Raw genomic sequence first — 20893 nt, forward strand, 5'->3', positions numbered from 1 at the left:
CACTTTGTTTGAAAGAAAGCTTTGTGTTCAGCCCATTTCCCACTCAGTTTGAAAGAGAGCCGAACTTTAAACCAACAATTCTCAAATCGTCATTCCGGACATTCAAGCCACTCCTTCCCTTTTGAGCCGAGCCCGCCGGAGTTGAGCAACGCAGGAGCATCCACTCCAGCCAAATTATCCGCCCAGCCCCAAACGCACGTCATTCAGGAGCGGAGCGCCTCTGGGTTCAAAATCCCTTAATCCTCCCGGGCACGGTCGCGTTCGAGGTCTTTTTGGTGCAGGGATTCCCGCTTGTCGTAGAACTTTTTGCCCTTCACGAGGGCGATGGTCACCTTGCAGAAGCCTTTTTCGTTGATGAAGATCTCCAGGGGGACTATGGTCATGCCCAGCTCCTCGGTTTTGGCCCGCAGGCGGCGGATCTCGTGTTTGTGGAGCAGCAGTCTGCGTTTGCGGGTGGGATCGGGGCTGAAGTGGGTGGATTTTTCGAAGGGGGAGATGTGGAGGTTGAGCAGCCAGCATTCGCCGTCGATGACGCGGGCGTAGCTGTCCTTGAAATTCACCTTTCCGGCGCGGATGCTCTTGATCTCGCTGCCCATCAGGGCGATGCCGGCCTCGAATTTCTGGATCACGAAGTATTCGTGCAGGGCGCGCCGGTTCTTTAGCTGCACCATTGGCCCAGTTCCTTCAGCATCAGTTGTTTCCAGCTTTTGGCGGTCTCCACCAGTTCCGCCTCGTCCACTTTGGTGAGCTGTCCGTCACGCAGCACGATCTCGCCGGCGATCACCACGTCGCGCACCTGTTTGGCGCCGAGGGTGTAAACCACGTGGGACCAGGGATTGTAAACCGGCTGGCTTTCCAGGCCGCTAAGTTCCAAAATGCAGAGGTCGGCGTCCTTGCCGATCTCCAGCGAGCCGCGTTTGTCCTCCACTCCCAGGGCCCGGGCGGCGTCAAGAGTGGCCATCTGAACGGTTTTAACGGCTGGAAGGAAGGCGGGATCGTTGTTCACGGCCTTGTGCAGTTTGGCGGTGAGGTCCATTTCGGCCAGGAGGTCGAGGTTGTTGTTGCTGGCCACGCCGTCGGTGGCGAAACAGAGGTTCACGCCGAGTTCCAGATATTGAGCCAGAGGTAGAATGCCGGAGGCAAGCTTGAGGTTGGAATCCGAGCAGACCGCCACGGAAGCGGGACTGGCGGCCATGAGCGCGATCTCGTCGGGATCGGTCCAGATGGCGTGGGCGTACACCGCCGGGAGTTCCAGGATGCCCAGTTTTTGCAGATAAAACACGGGTTTGAGGCCGTGTTCCCTGAGGCAGTCCTCCACCTCGCCGCGGGTCTCAGAGAGGTGGGTGTGCAGCCGGATCCCGTGTTGGGCGGCCACTTCGGCGCATCGGCGCAAGGTTCGTTCCGAGCAGGCGTAGATGGAGTGCGGGGCCAGGTTGAAATCCAGCAAGGGGTCGTCCGCGTAGCGCTGACGCAGTTCCAGCACCTTGTTGCCCAGGGTGGCGTGCTCAGGTTCGGATTTGCCATCCAGCACCGCTTCACCGATGATGGCCCTCAGTCCTGCCCGGGAACAGGCTTCCGCCACCGCCGGCATGTTGAAATACATGTCCTGGATCTGGGTGATGCCGTTTTTGATCATCTCAGCGGCGCCGTGGAGGGCGGCCTGGCTGATGAATGCGTGGCTCAGCATTTTGGCCTCGAGCGGCCAGATGAAGTCGTGCAGCCAGGTTTGCAGCGGCAGGTCGTCCGCCAACCCGCGGAAATAGCTCATGGGCAGATGGGTGTGAGCGTTGATCAGCCCCGGCATCACAATGCAGCCGGAGGTGTCCAGCGTGCGGCGGGCCGGCCAGGTCTTTTCCCGGGGGTCGAAGAAGTCCAGGATGCGGCCTTTGTCGATGGCGATGGCCTGGTCTTCCAGCACCCGCAGCTCACCGTCCAGGGTGAGGATGGTGCCGCCCTGCATCACCAGATCGATGTTTTCGGCCACGCTATCAGCCCTGCACCTTCTGGGCGGCCTCGCCGGGGGTGAAAACGCCTCTGGGGGTGATGATGCCCCGGATCAGTTCAGCCGGAGTGATGTCGAAACCAGGATTCAGGGCGGGTGAGCCGGGATTGGCGGTGATCTGTCCGCCGTAGAGCTTGAGCTCTTCCTCGCTTCTGAATTCGATGGGTATCTCGGTTCCCTGCCGGCAGGCGAAATCGAAGGTGGAAAGTGGCGCGGCCACGTAGAAGGGAATGCCGTGGAAGGTGGCCAGCACGGCCTTGTCGTAGGTGCCGATCTTGTTGGCGATGTCGCCGTTGAGGCAGACGCGGTCAGCACCGGTGATCACCAGGTCGATCTCTTTCTTCCAGAAATAGTAGCCACTGGCGCTGTCAGGAATGATGGCGTGCGGAATGCCTTCCTGCTCCAGTTCCCAGGCCGTGATCTTGGAACCCTGGTGGCGGGGCCGGGTTTCGCTTACATACACAAAGATGTCGCGGCCCTTGCGGTGGGCCAGCCGCACCACGGCCAGCGCGGTGCCCCAATCCACGGTGGCGAGGGCGCCGGCGTTGCAATGGGTGAGGATCCTGGCGCCCTGGGGGATCAGCGGCAGGCCCTGCTCTCCGATCAGGCGGCAATCTTCGGCGCTGCGGTTGGCGAATTCCTTCGCGGCCAGCAGAGCCACTCTGCGGGCGTGGGCCAGGTCCGGAATGAATTTGATGGTCTGTTCGTAAACGTAGTTGACGCCGCTTTGGAGGTCAACCGCGGTGGGGCGGGTGGCGATCAGCAGATCGTGGGCCTGGCGGATGTGGTTGCGGAAACGCTGGTCCGGAGCGTTCTTCGCCGCCAGGGCGAGGCCGAAAGCGCCCGCCGCTCCGATGGCCGGGGCTCCGCGCACATTCATGTTGCGGATGGCCTCCGCCACCTGGAGGTGGTCGGTGAACTCCATCAGGGTAAAATCCTGCGGTATCCTGTTTTGGTCTATCATCCGCAGGCGTCCGTGTTCCCACCAGACGCTGCGGTATTCGCGTCCGTCAACGATCATCGGCCGCTTTTTCCAAGGCAGCAGGGGCGGGACGTCGTTTGATGCGCGGGTAGGCCAGGCCTCCGCCAAGGGCCAGCAGGCTCGCCAGCAGCCCGATCAGGCTGAGGCTGACGCCGGTTTTATACGAGGCGGGAGCGAAAACCAGCTCCAGTTTGTGCGCTCCGGCGGGGATCTGCAATCCGCGCAGGATGTAGTTCGCGGCGTGGATGGGGATCTCTTTGCCGTCCAGCGTGGCCTTCCAGCCGGCGGGGTAGTAGATCTCGCTCAGCACCAGGAAGGCGGGCTTGTCGGAGTAAAGGTCGTAAGCCAGTTTGTGCATCTCCGCGGCGGTCTGCGTGACTCTGGCTGAATCAGGCGCCTGGATGCCGGGGAGGTCTGTTTCCACATAGGCAAGGCGGCGGGGGTCGAAACTTTCAGATCGCAGCAGCGGCAGGATGGAATCCGCCGGAGCCACTTTCCGCACGGAGTCCACGAACCAGGCCCGGGGCAGGGCGGTCTCGTTGCGGTAAACCGAGGTGCCGTCGAAGCCCTTGAAAACAGGGGTTAGCTTATTGTAGAATTGGTCCAGAGGCGGTGTATTAATAGTGAACAGGGAATCGTTAGGAAGTGGCTGAGGAAACACTAAGTACTTAGTTGAAAGCATATCAATCAGCGGAGTTGGTTTATCCACAGGGAACACCCCTTCTTTATCAGGATACATGCCTGTTAACATAACGTTTACTTCGCCAGTTATGCTCTTCTGTTGGTCTCCTTGAATATGTTTAAGCAAGTTGTCATATCGTTTCAGCTTGGCAGCTGAATAACCATTTATCGTTTGGTGGTAATATGCCCACTCGCCTGGAAATCTCTCATGTCCGCGTCCTAAATCTATTGGATAAATCCTGAAATTATCCTTATCTGTCAGCAGATACTCATCGTAGTCCTCTATATCAAACTTAGCTTGATACTGCTGCTGATCCTGCATGTTCTCGCTCTTAAGGTTTTTGCCAGTATAAATATAGAGGTCAACGAAAACAACAAAAGTTGTGAGCAGTATAAACGCTGTTTTGTTTAACTTTCGGATACTAGCTAAGTAGGCAAGACCCATGCTAATAGTTAAAAACAGCAAGCTTAGAATTCCGCTTTTATAAAGCATATCCAGTCGGATCTCTTTCAGCTCCTGTAGCTGGTAACTGGCGTTGTTCTGCGCATAAGTCGCTATTTGTTCAGCAGTTGCAAAGCTTAGTCCCTTAAAAATGCCTTTGGCAGATATTAACCAAACAATAAACAACGCACCGCAGGCCCAGAATACTTTTAGTATATTCTTGGACCATTTAGAGTTTAATTGTGCGGCGTTTTGAACAATCCCATCCAAACCGAGAGCTGCTAATATTACAGCATTAACCTGAACCATAGTCAGAATCATCGATGGCACTCTGAATTTATTGAAATAGGGCAGATACTTCATGAATATATTTGACAACCAAGGCGTTGCACTGCCGAATGACATTATCATAAACACAAACGAAGACGCGCATAGAAAAATTGCCAACCTACGATGCTTCTTATAGAAGAGAGGAAACAACCCCAAAACCAAAACTGCCAAGCCGAAGTAATTATATATCTGTGTGCTCGGCATATAACCCCAGTAGTTGTTAACTCCTTGTCCATTTTCCAAGTGAGCCACTCCACCGTAAAAGTCAGGAATGATCAAGGTAAGTATCTCTAGCGGATGGAAACTCCAGCCTTGGGCATAGCTTGTTTCCAGGCCTGCGCTGCCGCCGCGTTGGGTGAATTTGCTGTATTCCATCGTGCTCAGGTAGGGGTTCAGCACCGCCAACAGGGTCAGCCCCACCGCCACCACGGCCAGGGCGGTGAAGAGCCAGAAGCGTTTATGGTCTTTGGCGCGGATGCTTTCCGCCAACTGCCAGAGCCAGTACAGACCTAGGAACAAATAGAGGTAATAGCTAATCTGGGGATGGTTTTCCCGCAGCTGCACGATCAGCGCGGTGGCCAAAAACCCCAGGCTGAGCAGTCCGGGTTTCTGGCGCAGGCGCATGAAGGCCCAGATCACCCAGGGGATGTACATGATGGCCCGGAATTTGGTGTTGTGGCCTATCTCCACCAGTCCCAGCCAATGGCAGGAAAACATGAAGGCCACGGCGCCGAAAAAGCTGGTCCAGACGTCCAGTTTGAGGAACCGGAGCAGTAAAAACATCCCCAGCGCGCCGATGAAGAGCAGGAAGATGCGCCAGTTGATCAGCTTGTCTGTGAGCCGGGAAATGTTTTCCAAAAAGGGCCAGCGGTTCGGGAAGGAGATCATGTAGGCGGGCATGCCGGAAAACATGCTCTGGGTCCAGAGGGCATTGTCCGTATGGTTTTCGTTGTATTCGATGATCTTGTTGGCCGCGCCCTGCCACTGCGAGATGTCCGAAGCCTGCGGGGTTTTGCCGCCGAAGGCCACCGGGAAATAGAGCAGGCTGACGCACACCAGCAGAAAGCCCATCAGCGCCCAGGGCAGCCAGGGCTTGTGCGTCAGGATATCCATCCAGTTGGAAGTCTCCGCGGCCGCGGCCACCTGCTTGTGGTGCTTCGCCAGTCCCGCCCGGATGTCTTTGGCGTGGGGGGCAGGCTTGCTTCCGCCTTTATGCTGAATTTTGGGGTTGACATTTTTCTTGGCCATTTTATCCTCAATTCAAAGATGATTTTTTCACCAGAATTGCGCCGCCCCTATCGGTCAAGCACAAAATGCGGCGGCTGGCGCCAAAAGGGAGACAGACAATGGTTTTCGAGTTTCGCAAGAGGATCTACGGTTTCGAGTGCGACATCTACGGGCACCTGAACAACGCCAACTACCTCCAGCTGCTGGAAAGCGCGCGCTCCGAGGCCATGATCGGAATGGGCATGTCCGTGGCCCGGATGCGGGAGCTCAACCTCCAGATCTTCATCCGCAACTTCACCCTGGATTACCGCCTGGCCATCGAACATGAAGACATCGTCATCATCAAAAGCTGGTTCGACGACATGAACCGCGTGAAAGGCCACTGGACGCAGCGGATCTACAATTCCCGCGGCGAACTCTGCTTCGAGGCGCAGATGATCGGCGTCTTTGCCAGCGGCGGCAAGGCACGGCGTCTGCCTCCGGAAGTGTGCGAACTCTTTTTGTCATACCTGGAACCTCCCGCCGCGGAATGAAGCGGGGATAAATGGAACGCGGATGACGCTGATCAAGAAAATCCGCATAATCAGACATATCCGTTGAATCAGTAGGGAAACTCATTTCTCTGTGTCTCCCCACCTCTGTGCCCTCTGCGTTGAAACCCAACCCCCACCACTGAATATGAGCATTGAATTATAATACTTTACAAAATCAGCCCGGAAAAAATCCTGACTTCAGTTAAATCAATTTAAGGAATCCCCACTTGTTAAACTTCACCGATATCTCCCTTCCCGAGCCACTGCTCAGAGCAGCCGCCAACCTGAATTACATAAGCCCGACCCCGATCCAGGCTTCCACGATCCCCTGGCTGCTGGAAAACGATGGCGACCTCATCGCCCTGGCCCAAACGGGCACAGGCAAGACCGCCGCGTTCGGTTTTCCCATCCTCAGCCAGACCGACATAGAAAAACCCTGGGTGCAAACCCTCATCCTCTGCCCCACCCGCGAACTCTGCCTGCAGATAAACAGCGATTTCAACGCCTACGCCAGCTTCATGCCCCGCCTGAAAACCACTGCTGTCTATGGCGGCGCTTCCATCCAGAAGCAGAAAGACGCCCTCAAAGCCAAACCCCAGACCGTGGTGGGAACTCCCGGACGCGTGCTGGATATGATCAAGCAGGGCGCCCTCAAGATCGAACAGATCTCGCGCCTGGTGCTGGATGAAGCGGACGAGATGCTCAATATGGGCTTCAAGGACGACCTCTTCGAGATCATGAGCCACGCCCCGGCCGACAAGCAGATCCTGCTCTTTTCCGCCACCACCACCCGGGAGGTGGCCAAGCTGGCCAGCACTTTCCTGCGCGAGCCCCACCGCATCAGCGAAGGCAACGAACAGCAAGGCGCCGAGAACATCCAGCATTTCTTTTACCGGGTGCACGCCCGGGATAAATATCTGGCCCTCAAACGCATCGCCGACATGAACCCCAAGATCTACGGCATCGTCTTTTGCCGCACCCGCACCGAAACCCAGGAGATCGCCACCAAACTCCAGCACGACGGCTACAACGCCGACGCCCTCCACGGCGACCTCAGCCAGGGCCAGCGCGAACTGGTGATGAACCGCTTCCGCTCCAAATACGTGCAGCTCCTCATCGCCACCGACGTCGCCGCCCGCGGCCTCGATGTGGACGACCTCACCCACATCATCAACTACCATCTGCCCATGGAGCCGGAAATCTACATCCACCGCTCCGGGCGCACCGGCCGCGCCGGCAAGAGCGGGGTCTCCATCAGCATCATCCACCCCCGCGAAAGTGCCGCCCTCAAGGCCGTGGAAAAGCGCCTCAACCGCGAGATCGTCTATTCCCCCGTGCCCACCGGACGCGAGATCTGCGAAAAACAGCTCTTCAACTTCATCGACGTTGTGGAACGCGTGGAAGTGGCCACCGCGGAGATCGAGTCCTTCTTGCCCAACGTCTATAAGAAACTCGGCTGGATGAGCCGCGAAGAGCTGATCCAGCGCTTCGTCTCGGTGGAATTCAACCGCTTCCTCAGCTATTACAAAGACAGCGCCGACCTCACCCAGGCCACCCAGCGCCAGTCCCCCCGCGATAACGCGCAGGTGGTCTTCAAGACCTTCAGGCTGGCCGTTGGCCGCCGCTACGGGGTTACCAAACGCGATCTGATGACCTTCATCAACCGCCTCAAGATCGCCCGCAGCATCGAGATCGGACGCATCAACATCGCCGAGGGCCACACCCTCATCGAACTCGACGGCGCCTACGAAAGCCAGATCATGAAAGCCTTCGCCCGCAACAACTACAACGGCGAAGCCATCAACGCCTCGGTGCAAACCTCCTCCCGGGATGACAGCCCGGCCCCGGAACGCGAGCAGAAATATGCCCGCAAAACCCCGGCCAAACCTTACGGCGACCGCAACGAGGCCCATTCCCGCTCCCGGGACGACAAACCCGAACGCAAATACGGCAAAACCCGGGACGACAAACCCGAACGCAAATACGGCAAACCTCAGGGCGAAAAACCCAAACGCGCCTACACCAAAGCGCCCAAGGGCATCACCACCGCCAAAAAGGCCTACGCCGGCCCCGGCAAAACCCCGGCCAAACGCAAAAAAACCAGCTCCCGGGACGCCTGACCCCTCCGCGGGCAGCCTCCCCTCTTCGGTACGGCCCCGAGCCGTCAACAGGACCCGTGCGCGGGTTTTTGCAAGGATAAACAATGCACAAGATAAAAAACATGGCCATCATCGCCCACGTGGACCACGGCAAAACCACCCTGGTGGACGCCATGCTCCGCCAGACCGGCGTGTTCCGCAGCAACGAAGCCGTGGTCGAGCGCGTGATGGATTCCAACGCCATCGAAAAAGAGCGCGGCATCACCATCTTTTCCAAATGCGCCTCCCTCACCTACAACGGCTACCGGATCAATCTGGTGGATACCCCCGGCCACTCCGACTTCGGCGGCGAGGTGCAGCGCATCATGAAGATGGTGGATTCCGTGCTGCTGCTGGTGGACGCCTTTGAAGGCCCCATGCCCCAGACCAAGTATGTGCTCAAAAACGCTCTGGACCTGGGCCTCAAACCCATCGTGGTGATCAACAAGATCGACCGCGCCAACGCCCGTCCCCACGATGTGCTGGACATGATCTTCGAACTCTTCCTGGAACTCAACGCCCAGCCCGAACAGCTGGATTTCCCCGTGATCTACGCCTCCGGCAAGGACGGCTACGCCATCGCCGAGATCGGCGACCCCGCCCTGAACATCTTTCCCCTGCTGGACCTGGTGATAGACAAGGTCCCCAACGCCAGAGGCGACCGCCAGCGCGGCTTTCAGATGCTGGTTTCCGCCATCGAGTATGACCAGTATCTGGGCAAGCTCGGCACCGGCAAGGTCCACAGCGGCACCCTCCGCCCCGGCGACGAAGTGCTGCTGATCAAACGCGACGGCGGCCAGCTGATCTACAAGGTCACCAACCTCTTCAACTACCACGGCCTCCACAAAAAAGAGATCAAACTTGCCCACGCCGGCGACATCGTCACCATCGCCGGACTGGAGCGCATCGACATCGGCGAAACCGTCTCCACCAAAGACAATCCCGTCCCCCTGCCCAGCATCAGCATCGACGAGCCCACCATCGCCGTGGAATTTCTGATCAACAATTCACCTTTCATGGGCCGCTGTGGCAAATGGCTCACCTCCAGCAAGATCTGGGAACGCCTGCAGAAAGAGCTGCAGACCAACGTCTCCCTCGTGGTGGAGAGGACTGGCTCCGCGGACACCTTCGTGGTGAAGGGCCGGGGCGAATTGCAGCTGACCATTCTGATGGAAAACATGCGCCGCGAGGGCTATGAGTTTCAAATTTCCAAACCCCGCGTGCTCTTCAAGGAAGTGGATGGCAAACTGCTGGAACCCATGGAACTGGCGGTGGTGGAGGTAAGCCAGGAATTCGTGGGCGCCGTGATCGACATGATGGGTGTCCGCAAAGGCGAACTGGTGAGCATGACCCCCGCCGTGGACGGTTATGCCCGCCTCGATTTCAAGATCCCGGCCCGCGGCCTCATCGGCTGCCGCAACGAATTTCTCACCGAAACCCGCGGCACCGGCATCATGACCCAGTGCTTCTGCGGCTATGAACCCTTCAAAGGCGAGATCAGCGGCTCCGCCCACGGCTCGCTGGTGGCGCTGGAGACCGGCACCGCCCTCGGTTATTCCCTGAACGCCTTCCAACCCCGCGGAACCTTCTTCATCCATCCCAACACCGAGGTTTACGCCGGTATGGTGGTGGGCCAGCACAGCAAGGAAAAAGACCTCGTGATCAACGTCTGCCGCGGCAAAAAACTCACCAACAACCGCGCCGCAGGCAAAGATGACGCCATCAACCTCATCCCCCCGCGTGTCTTCAGCCTCGAACAGGCCATGGAATACGTGGGCGACGACGAACTGCTGGAAATCACTCCGGACAGCATCCGCCTGCGCAAAAAGATACTCCACCACACCGACCGCAAACGCGCCGAAAACGCGTCCTGAGAAAGCTTTCCGCGTCCGGGCGGGCATGATTCCTTACATTTGCCTCTTAGTTCGGCAGGGCGGAGGCTTATCATCCGGGCGACACCATAATTTCCTTGACGGCGATTCGCCATCACAGAAAATGACGTCCAAAAAATCAAAGGAGGTAATCGCGATGCGCCGGAAGAGTTGATCCTGTAACAGCTCTCGCGTTGTGATCACACCCCTTTTTCACAGATCCCATCGAGCTGTTGCTGCCCATCCCAAGATCAAATCACAGGAGAAACCCATGCAGTTCATTCAGCTCAACACCATCCACTACACCTACCCGGACCAGTATCAGCCCGTCCTCGCGGGCGTAAGCTTGGTGGTCGCCGAGGGGGAAAAGATCGCCCTGATCGGCAAGAACGGCTGCGGCAAGACCACCCTGCTGCGGATCATATTGGGTGAACTATCCCCCACACGAGGCCGCATCAGCTATCCAACCTCTCGCCCCACAATATCTTATCTTCCCCAGGACATCCGCGTCTCCGCGCCCCTCAGCGTTCGCGATTTTCTGCTGCAGGTTCGGCCCCGGCAATTTGAAATGCTCACCCGGATCGATACTCTGTCATCCGCGGAGAATCTCTCCCCTTCCGCCGGAATCGAGCTGGCCTCTCTCTGGCAGGAATACAACGATCAGAACACGGCGGACTGGGAAAACGAGGTCCATTCCATCCTCCTCGAGCTGGATTTGCTGCCGCTGGCGGAACAGCGATGCGCCACCCTCTCCGGCGGCGAATCCACCCGCCTCCAACTGGCGGCCCTGCTCCTGGAAAAACCTGATATTCTCATCCTGGACGAACCCACCAACCATCTGGACTCCGAACAGCTGCTCTGGTTCGAGGACTGGATGCTGGACTATGGCGGCGCCGTCCTCTTTGTATCCCACGACCGGGTTTTCATCGACCACACCGCCACCAAAATAGCCGAACTGGAGGCCGGCCAGCTGGAGCTGCGTGCCGGGAATTACCAGAGCTTCGTCCGCGACAGGCAGCAGCTGAAGGACCACCAAATGGTGCAATACCGCGAACGCCAGCGCCTGCTGCGCCAACTGTGTGAAGCCAGCCGGAAAAGACGGGCCTGGGCCTCCTCCTTTCAGAAGGAAACCCGCGGCGAGGGCGGCGGCCACGTTTTCGAGCTGATCACCAACCCTGCCCGCACCCAGATGCAGCAGGCCCGCAACATCGAAAACCGCATCAAAATGCTCACCGAGCGGTATCCGGTGGAAAAACCCCATCAGGACAAGCTTCGCCACCTCGCCTTCGAACAGGTCCAGGTGGCCGACCGGGAGCTGATCAACGTTGCTGGGATGGGCTTTCGCTATCAGGAAAGCTGGATCTTCCGCGATTTCTACCTCCACCTGAATGGCGCGGAAAAACTCTGGCTGGCCGGTCCCAACGGCAGTGGCAAGACCACCCTGCTGCGCCTTCTGCAGGGATCGCTGGACCCCTGCGAAGGATCGATCTCCCGCGCCAATCGCCTGCGGATCGGGTGTTTTGAACAGGACCTCAGCCGGTTTGATCCCCATGCTTTGGTGCTGGATTTCCTGAAAGCTTCTGGCAAGGAGGAAAGCCAGATACGCACCCTCATGGGCTGCATAGGCCTGAAGACAGACCTGGCCTTTGCCCGGACAGGCAGCCTGTCCTGGGGCGAAAGGGCGAAGTTGCAGCTTCTTAGGTTGCTTCTGGCCGAATACAATGTTCTGCTGCTGGATGAGCCCACCAACCACCTGGACATCCGCAGCCGCGAAATGCTGGAGGAATCCCTGGATAACTTCACTGGGGCCATGGTCTTCGTTTCCCACGACCGCGCCTTCATCAGCAGGCTGGCCACACGCAAGGTGGAACTATCCGAAGCCCCCGGCCTGAGATCTTGACTCCATGGCGCCTGTCCCTCTGCTTTCCCAATAAACCTGGCCTTTGTTCCGCGAAGCCTCAGAAGCTCAACAGAGGTAAACAACCCCGCCTCGCGCGGGGTGCGGGACTATAGGCGGGGGTCCGCCGTACATCATCACCCCCTTGGCTTGAAAGAGAGCCGAAAGTTGCCCAGCTGGCGGACATCAAGCAGTTCGCCCAAAAGCTTCGCCTGTTCACCCCCTGCCCGCCTCCGCCTCACCTCCCCCCGGCCAGGCAGGAGCTGAGGCGGAGGTGTTCAGGAAGTGAATACGGGGTGTGATAAGGGCGGATCACAGGAAATTCTTCTTGACAAAATAATGAATTACCTTCATTTGAGAGTTGAGCTAGTGTTGTTTGTCCAGCTGAAAAACAGCGCCGGCAAGGCTGTACTTTTAGCCGCGAGGAGTGAGTCATGAGAACGTTTTTGTTGTTTGTTTTTTTGCTCGGATTGGTGGCGGCGGGGGCGGATCCGCTGGAGAAAAATGAGTATTTGGCAGAGGGCGGCGCGGACCAGCGGACCACCAACACCTGGGACGGGAGTTCCGGGACCGACTGGTACACCGGGGCCAACTGGAGCCTGGGACACGTGCCCGCCACAACTGAGGACGTGGTGATCCCCCAGGTGACCAATAACAACTTTCCGGTGCTCGCCGGACTCGCGACCATCAATTCCCTCACCATCAATTCCGGGACCAGGACCACGCTGGCCGTGACCACCGGCACCCTCACCGTCCAGAACTACTTCAACTGCTACGGAAACCTCACCATGACCAGCAGTTCCGGGTCGATCACCGTGAAAGGGAACCTGACGTTTGGCAGCGGCGCCACCACCACCTTCACCGCCAACGCCACGGTGAACGTCTGGGCTGACCTGAACTTCCAGAGCGGCTCTGCTGTGGGCATGAACAACGGCACGATCAACCTGGCCGGAGGGATCACCTATTCCTACGTCAGCGTGAACCAGTCCGGGGCCACCGTGCATAATCTCAGCGTGAACAAAGTGTCTCCCTACGCGGCAATCATCTCACCTTCCTCCACCTATCCGCTGACCATAAACGGAGCCCTGACGGTCAACAGCGCCTTTGCCCACGATTATGCCGGCACCACCATCCTGAAGGGGGACCTGAACGTGGGCAGCGGGGCCTCCTTCGGCCTCAACGCCGGGACCATCTCCCTGGAGGGGAGTTACAACGCCCTCATCAACACCCCGAACACCGGCCACTATTTCAACCACCTAACCATAAACAAAGCCAGCGGCTACAGCGCCACCCTGCTTTCCGACATCTGGGTGAAGGGCAACCTCAGCATCCAGTCCGGAACTTTCAGCGCTGTCTATACCTCCGTTTCCCACAACATCAAGCTGGGCGGAAACTGGAGCAACACCACCGGCCCCGCCGCCTTCACGGAGGGATACGGTTCCGTAACCCTGAACGGAACGGGGGTTCAGTATCTGAGCACAGAGAACTTCGCAACCCTGATCCTGAACAAAAGCGCCGGCTGGATGAGCATCCTGGCAGGAACAGCGGTCCAGTGCGCCAGTTACGATTGGGTGGCCGGTTCCTACGAAGTTCAGGGCGGAAGTTTCACCACCTTGGACCTGGTTGATCCCGGCATCTGCGGCACCATCCTCCTCAACGGCGGAACGATCAACTATTCCCAGGATTCCGCCGCCGGCTCCTATGTGGACCTGCGCGGCAGCCTGAGCATCTACAACGGCAGCTTCACCGTCAGCGGCGGTAACGGGCCCAGCTATTTCGGCCGGGGAACCGCGGCCATGCTGTATCTGGCCTCCTCCGGGGTGTTGGATTTCCAGAGCGTGGGGATCATCATTGCCAACGGCTACAGCTTCACGGAGAACATCGTGGGCGGAACCATCCGCACGGCGGAAAGGTTCATCTGCGACCGCTACGATTTCACCCCCTCCGGCGGGACCGTGGAGATGTATGGCAGCGCTAGCTGCGAGTTCCGCACTGCCAGCGGCAGCCATCTGCGCAACCTCACCCTCAACAAGGCCTCTGCCGCGGTGGTCTCCGCCATTGGCCCCATCCAGATCAACGGCACACTGAAGCTGGAGTCCGGAACCTTCAGCCTGGCCTCCAGCGTGGCCCTCACCTGCGCCAGCTACGACTGGGCCGGCGGCGGCTACATCCTTAACGGCGGCACCTTCACCGCCAACGACCTCGCCGATCCCGGCATCTACGGCAGCATTACCCTCAATTCCGGCACCATCAACTATTTTCAAGATAACGATCCCAGCTCCTATATGGACCTCTGCGGCAATCTAACCATCCGGGGCGGCACTTTCAACCTGTATGGGGGCTATCCGGACGCCTGGCTTCCCGGCAGTCCCGACGCCGTGCTGGACATGAGTGCCGGCACGCTCAATTTCGCGAGCCAGGGAATCGTGGTGAACTCTGCCTCCCCCATTGGCTCCCAGATAACCGGCGGCACCATCCGCACCACCGGCAGATTCGAGGTCACCGAGGCTGATTTCGCCCCCGCCGGCGGGCTGGTGGAGCTTTACGGAGACGCCTCTTCCTACCTGTACATGGAGGAGGGCAGCAGCTTTTACGAACTTAAGGTCAATAAAAGCTCCAGCTCCGCTACCGTGGGCGTTAACGGGCATCCGGCCACCCGGGGGAATTTTTATCTGCACGGAGGCACTTTCAACGCCCCGCCAAGCATGACCGTGGGCGGAAACTGGTACAAACTGGACGGGACGGTCTTCAACCCCGGCACTGGATCGGTTTACTTCAACGGCACCGGGATACAGACCGTGGGCGGGAACAACACCTTTCTGCATGTGATCGACGCGAACACCCACAGTCTTTTTCTCGACAGCACCAACGCCATCTCCGGATTCCTGATCGTCAGCAACAATGTTACCGCCATGGGGGCCTGCACCATTAACCAAGCGGTGGTTGCCAACCCGGCCGCAAGCCTCTGTTTTGCCAACAACCACAGCTCGGTGATCTCCTCCTACGAAGGCTGGGGCACGCTCAAGTGCCTTGGCCCGGGAACCAGCGTCACCATCTCCGACCTAGCCCAGAACGGCCTTTACGGCTCCTTCATCGCCGACGGAGGACATCTGGAGATCCACCAGGACAGCGCCTCCCACTGCGAGGTAAACGGCGACATCACCATCCTGAACAGCGGTATCATGGACATCTTTGGCGCTGACACCCACGTTTACCTGGCCTTGAACGGCAACGTCAATTTCACCATGGACACCGGTTATTTCATCATCCGCGACCAGGGATTGAGGATATCCGCTTCCGCCTACTCCTGCAATTTCAACATCAGTGGCGGCACCATCGGCTGCGCCGGCACCTGGTATGACGAACGGGGGACCTTCGACCCCAGCGCTGGGGTGGTGATGTTGACCGGCCCCCAGGATTGCGCCATTATCACCCACATCGACAGCTGGTTTCACCAACTGCGGATCGATAAACCATTCACCCGTTCCAGCGAGGACCCTGATGCAGCAGCAAATCCGGGCCAGCGCTCCGGCAATGTTTCGATCAACTCCTGCACCGTGCGGGGCGGTTTTCTGATCGATGACGCCAACGTGGTCACCCTCTGGGGCGCCCTCAACTGTGTGAACGGAGGCGACGTGGCGATATACGCGGGAGTGCTGGAACTGGGGCATCAGTCCATGTACACTTCCGGCGACATACACGTGAGCGGCACCCTCAAGGTTGACAGCGGAGCCACTTTACACATTGCTCACGGCAAGGCGCTGAACGTGTATTACGGCGGAGCTTTGGAAGTGGTGGGAGAGATCGGCAATCCCGCGACGATCACCCACAACCAGATCGGTTTCTATGCCCTGAACATAGAGAACGGGGCTGTCATCGCCCCTTACGGCGCCATCTTTGAATACATGGACGAGCAGGGGGTCAACGTCAAACCCGGCGCTCTGGTGGACGACTGGTACAAGTTCGATCACTGCGTGTTCCGTTTTGGTGCCAGCGACGGGACCCTGCTCACGCTGGGCAACAACCAGTCCCTCAATATTGTTGGCGCCTCCTTCCCCTCCATTGCCAGCGGTTGGCCCCGCAACGTTCACAAAAGCGCGGACCAGGGCTTCATCGTATTCTATGATTACAGCGGCGGCTTCAGCGGCTCTCTCTATGAAAACGACCCCTACAACCGGATCGAATGGGACGGCGAGACCCTGCCTCCGGTCCAGGACCTGTCCATCGTCTATCTGCCGGCCGAAAACCTGATCCACCTCCAGTGGACCTATCCCCAAACGGTGGACCGCTTCCGCGTCTGGCGCTGCGCCACTCCGGACGGCGTTTTCGAGGACATGGGCTACAGCACCGGCGACGTCTGGTTTGAGACCCCCGCGGGAAACAGGTATTTCTACCGGGTGACCGCCGAGCGGGATTGAGGTTTCTGTTGCCAACAGACGATGTCCGGCGGATATAAGCGCCGGCCACTGGTCCTGTACTCCTCCGATACCATGCCGGCCGTCAAAGCTGACGTTTCCACGAATGACCATTTCACGCTTGCTGGAGACTTGTGGCCTTCCCGAAAAAAAAGCCCCGGAACTTTTCCGGGGCCTTTGTTTTATCCGAGGTAAGAATGGTTATTTCACTATCAGCATCTTCTTCGTCTCATTCAGGGACTGGGTGCTGAGTTTATACAGATACACTCCGCTCACGCAGCGGTTGCCGTTGTTGTCCAGGCCGTTCCAGTGGATCTCGCGGCTGCCTTCGCCCACCTCAAAGGTTCTCACGAGGCGGCCCTGGCTGTTGTAGATGCTCACGGTGCCGTGATCGCCGGCTTTGATGTCCACCGTGAAGCTGGTGCCGGCCTTGAAGGGATTGGGATAGGCGTTGCCCAGCAGGTTCTGGGTGGGCAGTTCCGGAATGTCCTGTCCGCTCACCGTGGCGCTCACGGGCCCGAAGAACTGCGAGGCGTTCACGTTCACCCCTTCCAGCCAGTAGTAATAGGTGGTGTTGGTTTCCACTTCGTGGTCCTCGTGTTCATACACGGTCTGGGTGGAGGTGTTGGTGGCGCCGATCAGGATGGGCGTGATGTTCAAGGCGTTGCCGAGTTGGCTGGTTTCAGCCCGGTAAACCCTGTAGCCAAGCATGTCGGTCTCGGATTCGGTGGTCCAGCGCAGGTCCACAAATCCCTCCGCGCCTGTGGTGGCGGTGAAGGAACTCAGTTCCACCGGCGTGGTGCCGGGATAGCCGTTGAAGAAGATCGACTGGTTGGTGGTTATATTCGGTACCGTCTGGGTGGGAGGCATCCAAGTATAGCCATCCAATTCAACCCAATAAGTGCTGGTGGTGCCGGTGGCCTGGGAAATGTGGTTGGGAGTGGTCAAACTTGTGCTGAACCCGTCCTTGTAAATGAGGGCGCCCTGGGGATTGGAGTCCACATACACGTTGTAGCCGCTGATAAAGGTTCCGGCGGAGATGAAGATCCAGGTATCGTAAACGGAGTCTGAATAGTCAGCGACCGCCAGTTTGATGTGGTTGGTAACTCCGGGGGTCACGGTGGCGTTGATCGCGATGGGTATGGTGAAACCGTCGCACTGGATGTCGTATGTTCCCGGGTAGGGATAGTTGCTCACATAGTAAGGCTGGTTGATGGTTTGATTGATCGTGCCGATGGAAATGGGAGTGGTGGTGCCGGGGATGAGGGCGATGTTCACGCCATTGAGGAAAAAGCCAAACACATCGTAATAATCGATGTACTCTTCATACTCCTCGGATCCCATCACGAAAGTGAACTGCAGGTTCTCGGTCTGGGGGATGAAATCGAACTCCAATATGCAGGCATCGTTAGTTACGCCGCCACCAACCAGAACGCTCAGGTCCGCGTCCCCCGCGAGGCCATTGCCTTGCGAGGCATTATCCGAGTTGTTTGGACCTTGGGCAAGCGTTGCGGCTCCGCTGGACAGGATGATGCCTTGATTGATCCCGATCCCCGCCTGGGTTCCGCTGGTATAAACACCTGCGGCGATGCTGGCGCCGGTGTAAACGATGTTGGAGGTGGTAACGCCGCCACCCACCAGGTTCTGCACCAAGTCAGAGGCGGTCACACCTCCGGTCATGTCCGTCACGCTGATGGTCGCTCTCTGTCCGGACGCCGGCAGAGGTGTGTTGGGTACCGATCTGCCTTCAGCGAACATGAGGCCAGGCCCCAGCAGCAGCACAGCGATAAGTAAAACCAAATGTGCTTTCTTCATCTTGTTTCTCCTCTTTTTCTGGCGATCTGGATCAGACCGCCAGGGTTGACCGGGTCCCCCCGAAAACCGGAGCGGAAGTGAATGCATCTCACCTCTGAACGCGGCAGGGGATCCCGAAACTCTTTTCAGACGCCGCTTTCATGGCATCTGAACCCATAAATAACATCTGCGTGAAAGTATAACTTTCCAAACCTTAGGTTCATCTTTATGGGGCGTTTATTCTGTGTCAAGCAAAAATAATGGGGAATATCCTCATGTTTTCCCCGATTTCGCGGAGTTTGTGGATTGATTTCAACAGCGACCCTTCCGCCAGTGATCCAACCATATACCAATTGCGTAAGATAGGGCTTTCAATACTTGTGCCTTGGGCAAGTGTTTCCGCTTTGTTCACCTGGCAGGGATTCCGCCCGAACTGGATCGACCCGCCTGCCTTGAAAGAGCAGGTATCCCGGAACGCTCCGCCCCAGAGCTTCTCCTGCCCGCCCCTTGCCCGCCTCCCCTTCAGTTCCCGTTCAGACAAGGGGAACTTAGGGGGAGGCGTGCGGGAAGTGAAGGGGAGGCGGCCAAGGGGGATTACCCAACACGCCCGGCGTGTGTCATTCCGGAAGGCGGGGGTTTCAACCAAAGACGGAAGGCGGTGGCTTCAGCCACCGTTTTCGCCAGTCTCCGCCGAGGAAAGACGAAGTCCGGCGCTTTCAAGCTCCGGAAGACAACCAGATTCTCTACAATTCCAGAGCAATGTTCCGGGATCAGGCCGGCGGTTAAAACCGCCGGAGATCGTCTGGGGCTGAACCGCCCGGGATATCTGCACGGTGGCTGAAGCCACCGCCTTCCGTCTCTCTTAACCTGTTCAGAGGCGCTATTTCATCATCTGCCGGCGGTTGTAATCTATCATCAGGCCCAGCTGTTTGCGAAACGCATCCACCTCTTCCTGTTTGTGTTTGCGCACCGGATAGTAGTGGATCACGCCTTTGCAGATCACGCCCAAATGCCTGATATCCCTGATCATCAGGATCAGCAGGGTTCCCATAGCAAAGCCGAAAAATGCAAGTAAATACATTTCGGATTGACCCTCGTCCAACCCTATTGCAATCATTGCCAGCCCGAAAAACCCGAAGAGCACACCCACCAGGATCCTCAGCAGCAGCATGCTGCGCACGCTATAGCTGGACCCAGTGAGGTCGTAGACGTTGAAATCCTCATCCAGCCTGGCCATGCCCTGCCGGGGGACAAAAACCTTGCCCTTCACATACAGCCTCTTGTTGCTGAGAATCATTGCCCACTGGCCCCAGACCCCCGTGCTCAGAAAGCTGTTCAGATAGTTCTGCCCCAGGATGGCGTAGGCCTGTTCGTCCGCTTCGAAAAACAAACTGTTAACGTCTGCCATTTGTTTCTCCCATATAGTATTTTGGTGATTCCGAAGGGGCGGGACGGATCCTTGTCGCGGCGCTCGACCTGCCACCCCGGGATCATGTTTTTCATCGCTGACAGTTTTGGGATTTTTGTCAATAGTATTTTTCGGCGACCCTTTGTAAGGCATGAACCTGATCATTTGTTGTTTTTCTGGCCGGGATTCCGGGGCCCCTGTCGCTGGCGCGACCTCCCCGGAATGACAGGCTGGGGCTGGGAGGATGAGGGTTCTGCTGTAGCCGATGCTCCTGCGTCGATCGACTCCAGCCTCACCGCCCGGAATGACGGACACTTTAGCCCTATGTCCCCAAACTTGTCAATCCGTTCGATCCGTCAATCTTCATGAAAATCTCTCTGTTCCTCTGTGCCTCTGTTTTCAAAAACCCCTCCGCTATTACTTTGCTTTTACTCCGTGCGTTCTGTGTAAAAATCCCCCTCTGTTTGGATTTTCTTTTCCCCCTAAGACTCGGAATGAACCACCCCACGAACTCGCCGCGCTCGTTCGCGAGGACCCCTGAACCCAGGACCACCTAACAAGCTAAAGCGTATGTTACAACAAAGCCCCGAGGCCTTTTGGTCGACGAGGACGTCGACCTTCCTGGTCGATCCTCTGTTTTTCTCTGCCCGTCTCTGCTTTTGCTCTGCTTTTACTCCGCGCCCTCTGTGTTAAAATTCCCCTCTGTGTCTCCCCATCTCTGTGTCTCTGTGTTGAAACATTTTCTCTGTTCCTCTGTGCCTCTGTTTTCAAAAACCCCTCCGCTTTTACTTTGCTTTTACTCCGCGCCCTCTGTGTTAAAATCCCCCTCTGTGTCTCCCCCCCCTCTGTGTCTCCCCCTCTCTGTGTCTCTGTGTTAAAAAACATTTCCCCTTGACACAATACCCCCCTCCCAAAGTTTTGCGTCTAAATCTAGAAAAAAAGGTGGTGATTTGTTTGCCGACAGTAGTTTCCAAAGAGAATGAGTCCTTCGATTACCTGTTGAAAAGGTTCAAGAAGAAATGCGAGAAAGCCGCGATCCTCTCCGAGATCAAGAAGAGACAGGCCTACGAGAAGCCCAGTGTGCGCAGAAAACGCGAAGACAACGCTTCCAAACGCAAAATGCTCAAGATCCAGCGCAGAATGCAGCGCTACATGAGGTAGCCCCGGGCATTT

The 20893-nt window shown here is 57.6% G+C and carries 12 protein-coding genes; 6 read left to right on the forward strand and 6 right to left on the reverse strand.

Translation table 11 applies throughout. The features are described 5' to 3' along the window. Positions 1-236 precede the first annotated feature (236 nt). From smpB to LHW45_03510, 4 genes are read right to left on the reverse strand one after another with little or no spacing between them, the layout of a single operon-like run. Complete coding sequence (gene smpB, locus LHW45_03495) at positions 237-671, reverse strand: SsrA-binding protein SmpB (GenBank protein ID MCB5284641.1); 435 nt, start codon at positions 669-671, stop codon at positions 237-239. Then, the gene (locus LHW45_03500) at positions 659-1984 is read right to left on the reverse strand and encodes an amidohydrolase family protein (protein ID MCB5284642.1); all 1326 of its coding nucleotides are present in this window, start codon (positions 1982-1984) and stop codon (positions 659-661) included. Before LHW45_03500 ends, smpB begins: the two co-directional genes overlap by 13 nt. A gap of 4 nt (positions 1985-1988) precedes the next feature. Further along, a complete protein-coding gene (mtnA, locus tag LHW45_03505; GenBank protein MCB5284643.1) occupies positions 1989-3023 on the reverse strand; it encodes an S-methyl-5-thioribose-1-phosphate isomerase in 1035 nt (344 codons plus the stop codon). After that, a complete protein-coding gene (locus LHW45_03510) occupies positions 3013-5508 on the reverse strand; it encodes a YfhO family protein (protein ID MCB5284644.1) in 2496 nt (831 codons plus the stop codon). Before LHW45_03510 ends, mtnA begins: the two co-directional genes overlap by 11 nt. A gap of 275 nt (positions 5509-5783) precedes the next feature. Between LHW45_03510 and LHW45_03515 the strand changes: the two genes are divergently transcribed. The 5 genes from LHW45_03515 to LHW45_03535 all read left to right on the forward strand — a co-directional run bounded on the left by LHW45_03515 (position 5784) and on the right by LHW45_03535 (position 16521). Then, positions 5784-6197, forward strand: coding sequence for an acyl-CoA thioesterase (locus tag LHW45_03515; GenBank protein MCB5284645.1), 414 nt, complete (start codon positions 5784-5786; stop codon positions 6195-6197). 227 nt (positions 6198-6424) lie between these two features. Further along, a complete protein-coding gene (locus tag LHW45_03520; protein MCB5284646.1) occupies positions 6425-8317 on the forward strand; it encodes a DEAD/DEAH box helicase in 1893 nt (630 codons plus the stop codon). 83 nt (positions 8318-8400) lie between these two features. Further along, on the forward strand, positions 8401-10209 hold the full coding sequence (typA, locus tag LHW45_03525; GenBank protein ID MCB5284647.1) for a translational GTPase TypA: 1809 nt from the start codon (positions 8401-8403) through the stop codon (positions 10207-10209). Between the two features lie 268 nt (positions 10210-10477). Next, positions 10478-12106 carry an ATP-binding cassette domain-containing protein gene (locus LHW45_03530; protein MCB5284648.1) on the forward strand — a complete coding sequence of 543 codons (1629 nt, stop codon included), beginning with the start codon at positions 10478-10480 and terminating at the stop codon, positions 12104-12106. A gap of 431 nt (positions 12107-12537) precedes the next feature. After that, entirely contained in the window at positions 12538-16521 is a 3984-nt protein-coding gene (locus LHW45_03535) for a hypothetical protein (protein ID MCB5284649.1), read from the forward strand. Positions 16522-16719: 198 nt separating this feature from the next. Here LHW45_03535 and LHW45_03540 read toward each other — a convergent pair whose 3' ends face one another. Both LHW45_03540 and LHW45_03545 read right to left on the reverse strand, forming a co-directional pair. Next, a complete protein-coding gene (locus LHW45_03540; protein ID MCB5284650.1) occupies positions 16720-18333 on the reverse strand; it encodes a choice-of-anchor L domain-containing protein in 1614 nt (537 codons plus the stop codon). Between the two features lie 859 nt (positions 18334-19192). After that, positions 19193-19720 carry a hypothetical protein gene (locus LHW45_03545; GenBank protein ID MCB5284651.1) on the reverse strand — a complete coding sequence of 176 codons (528 nt, stop codon included), beginning with the start codon at positions 19718-19720 and terminating at the stop codon, positions 19193-19195. A 954-nt stretch (positions 19721-20674) separates the two neighbouring features. Between LHW45_03545 and rpsU the strand changes: the two genes are divergently transcribed. Beyond that, a complete protein-coding gene (rpsU, locus tag LHW45_03550) occupies positions 20675-20881 on the forward strand; it encodes a 30S ribosomal protein S21 (GenBank protein ID MCB5284652.1) in 207 nt (68 codons plus the stop codon). Positions 20882-20893: the final 12 nt, after the last annotated feature.

Source organism: Candidatus Cloacimonadota bacterium (genome assembly GCA_020532085.1).
Taxonomy (GTDB): Bacteria; Cloacimonadota; Cloacimonadia; order Cloacimonadales; family Cloacimonadaceae; genus Syntrophosphaera.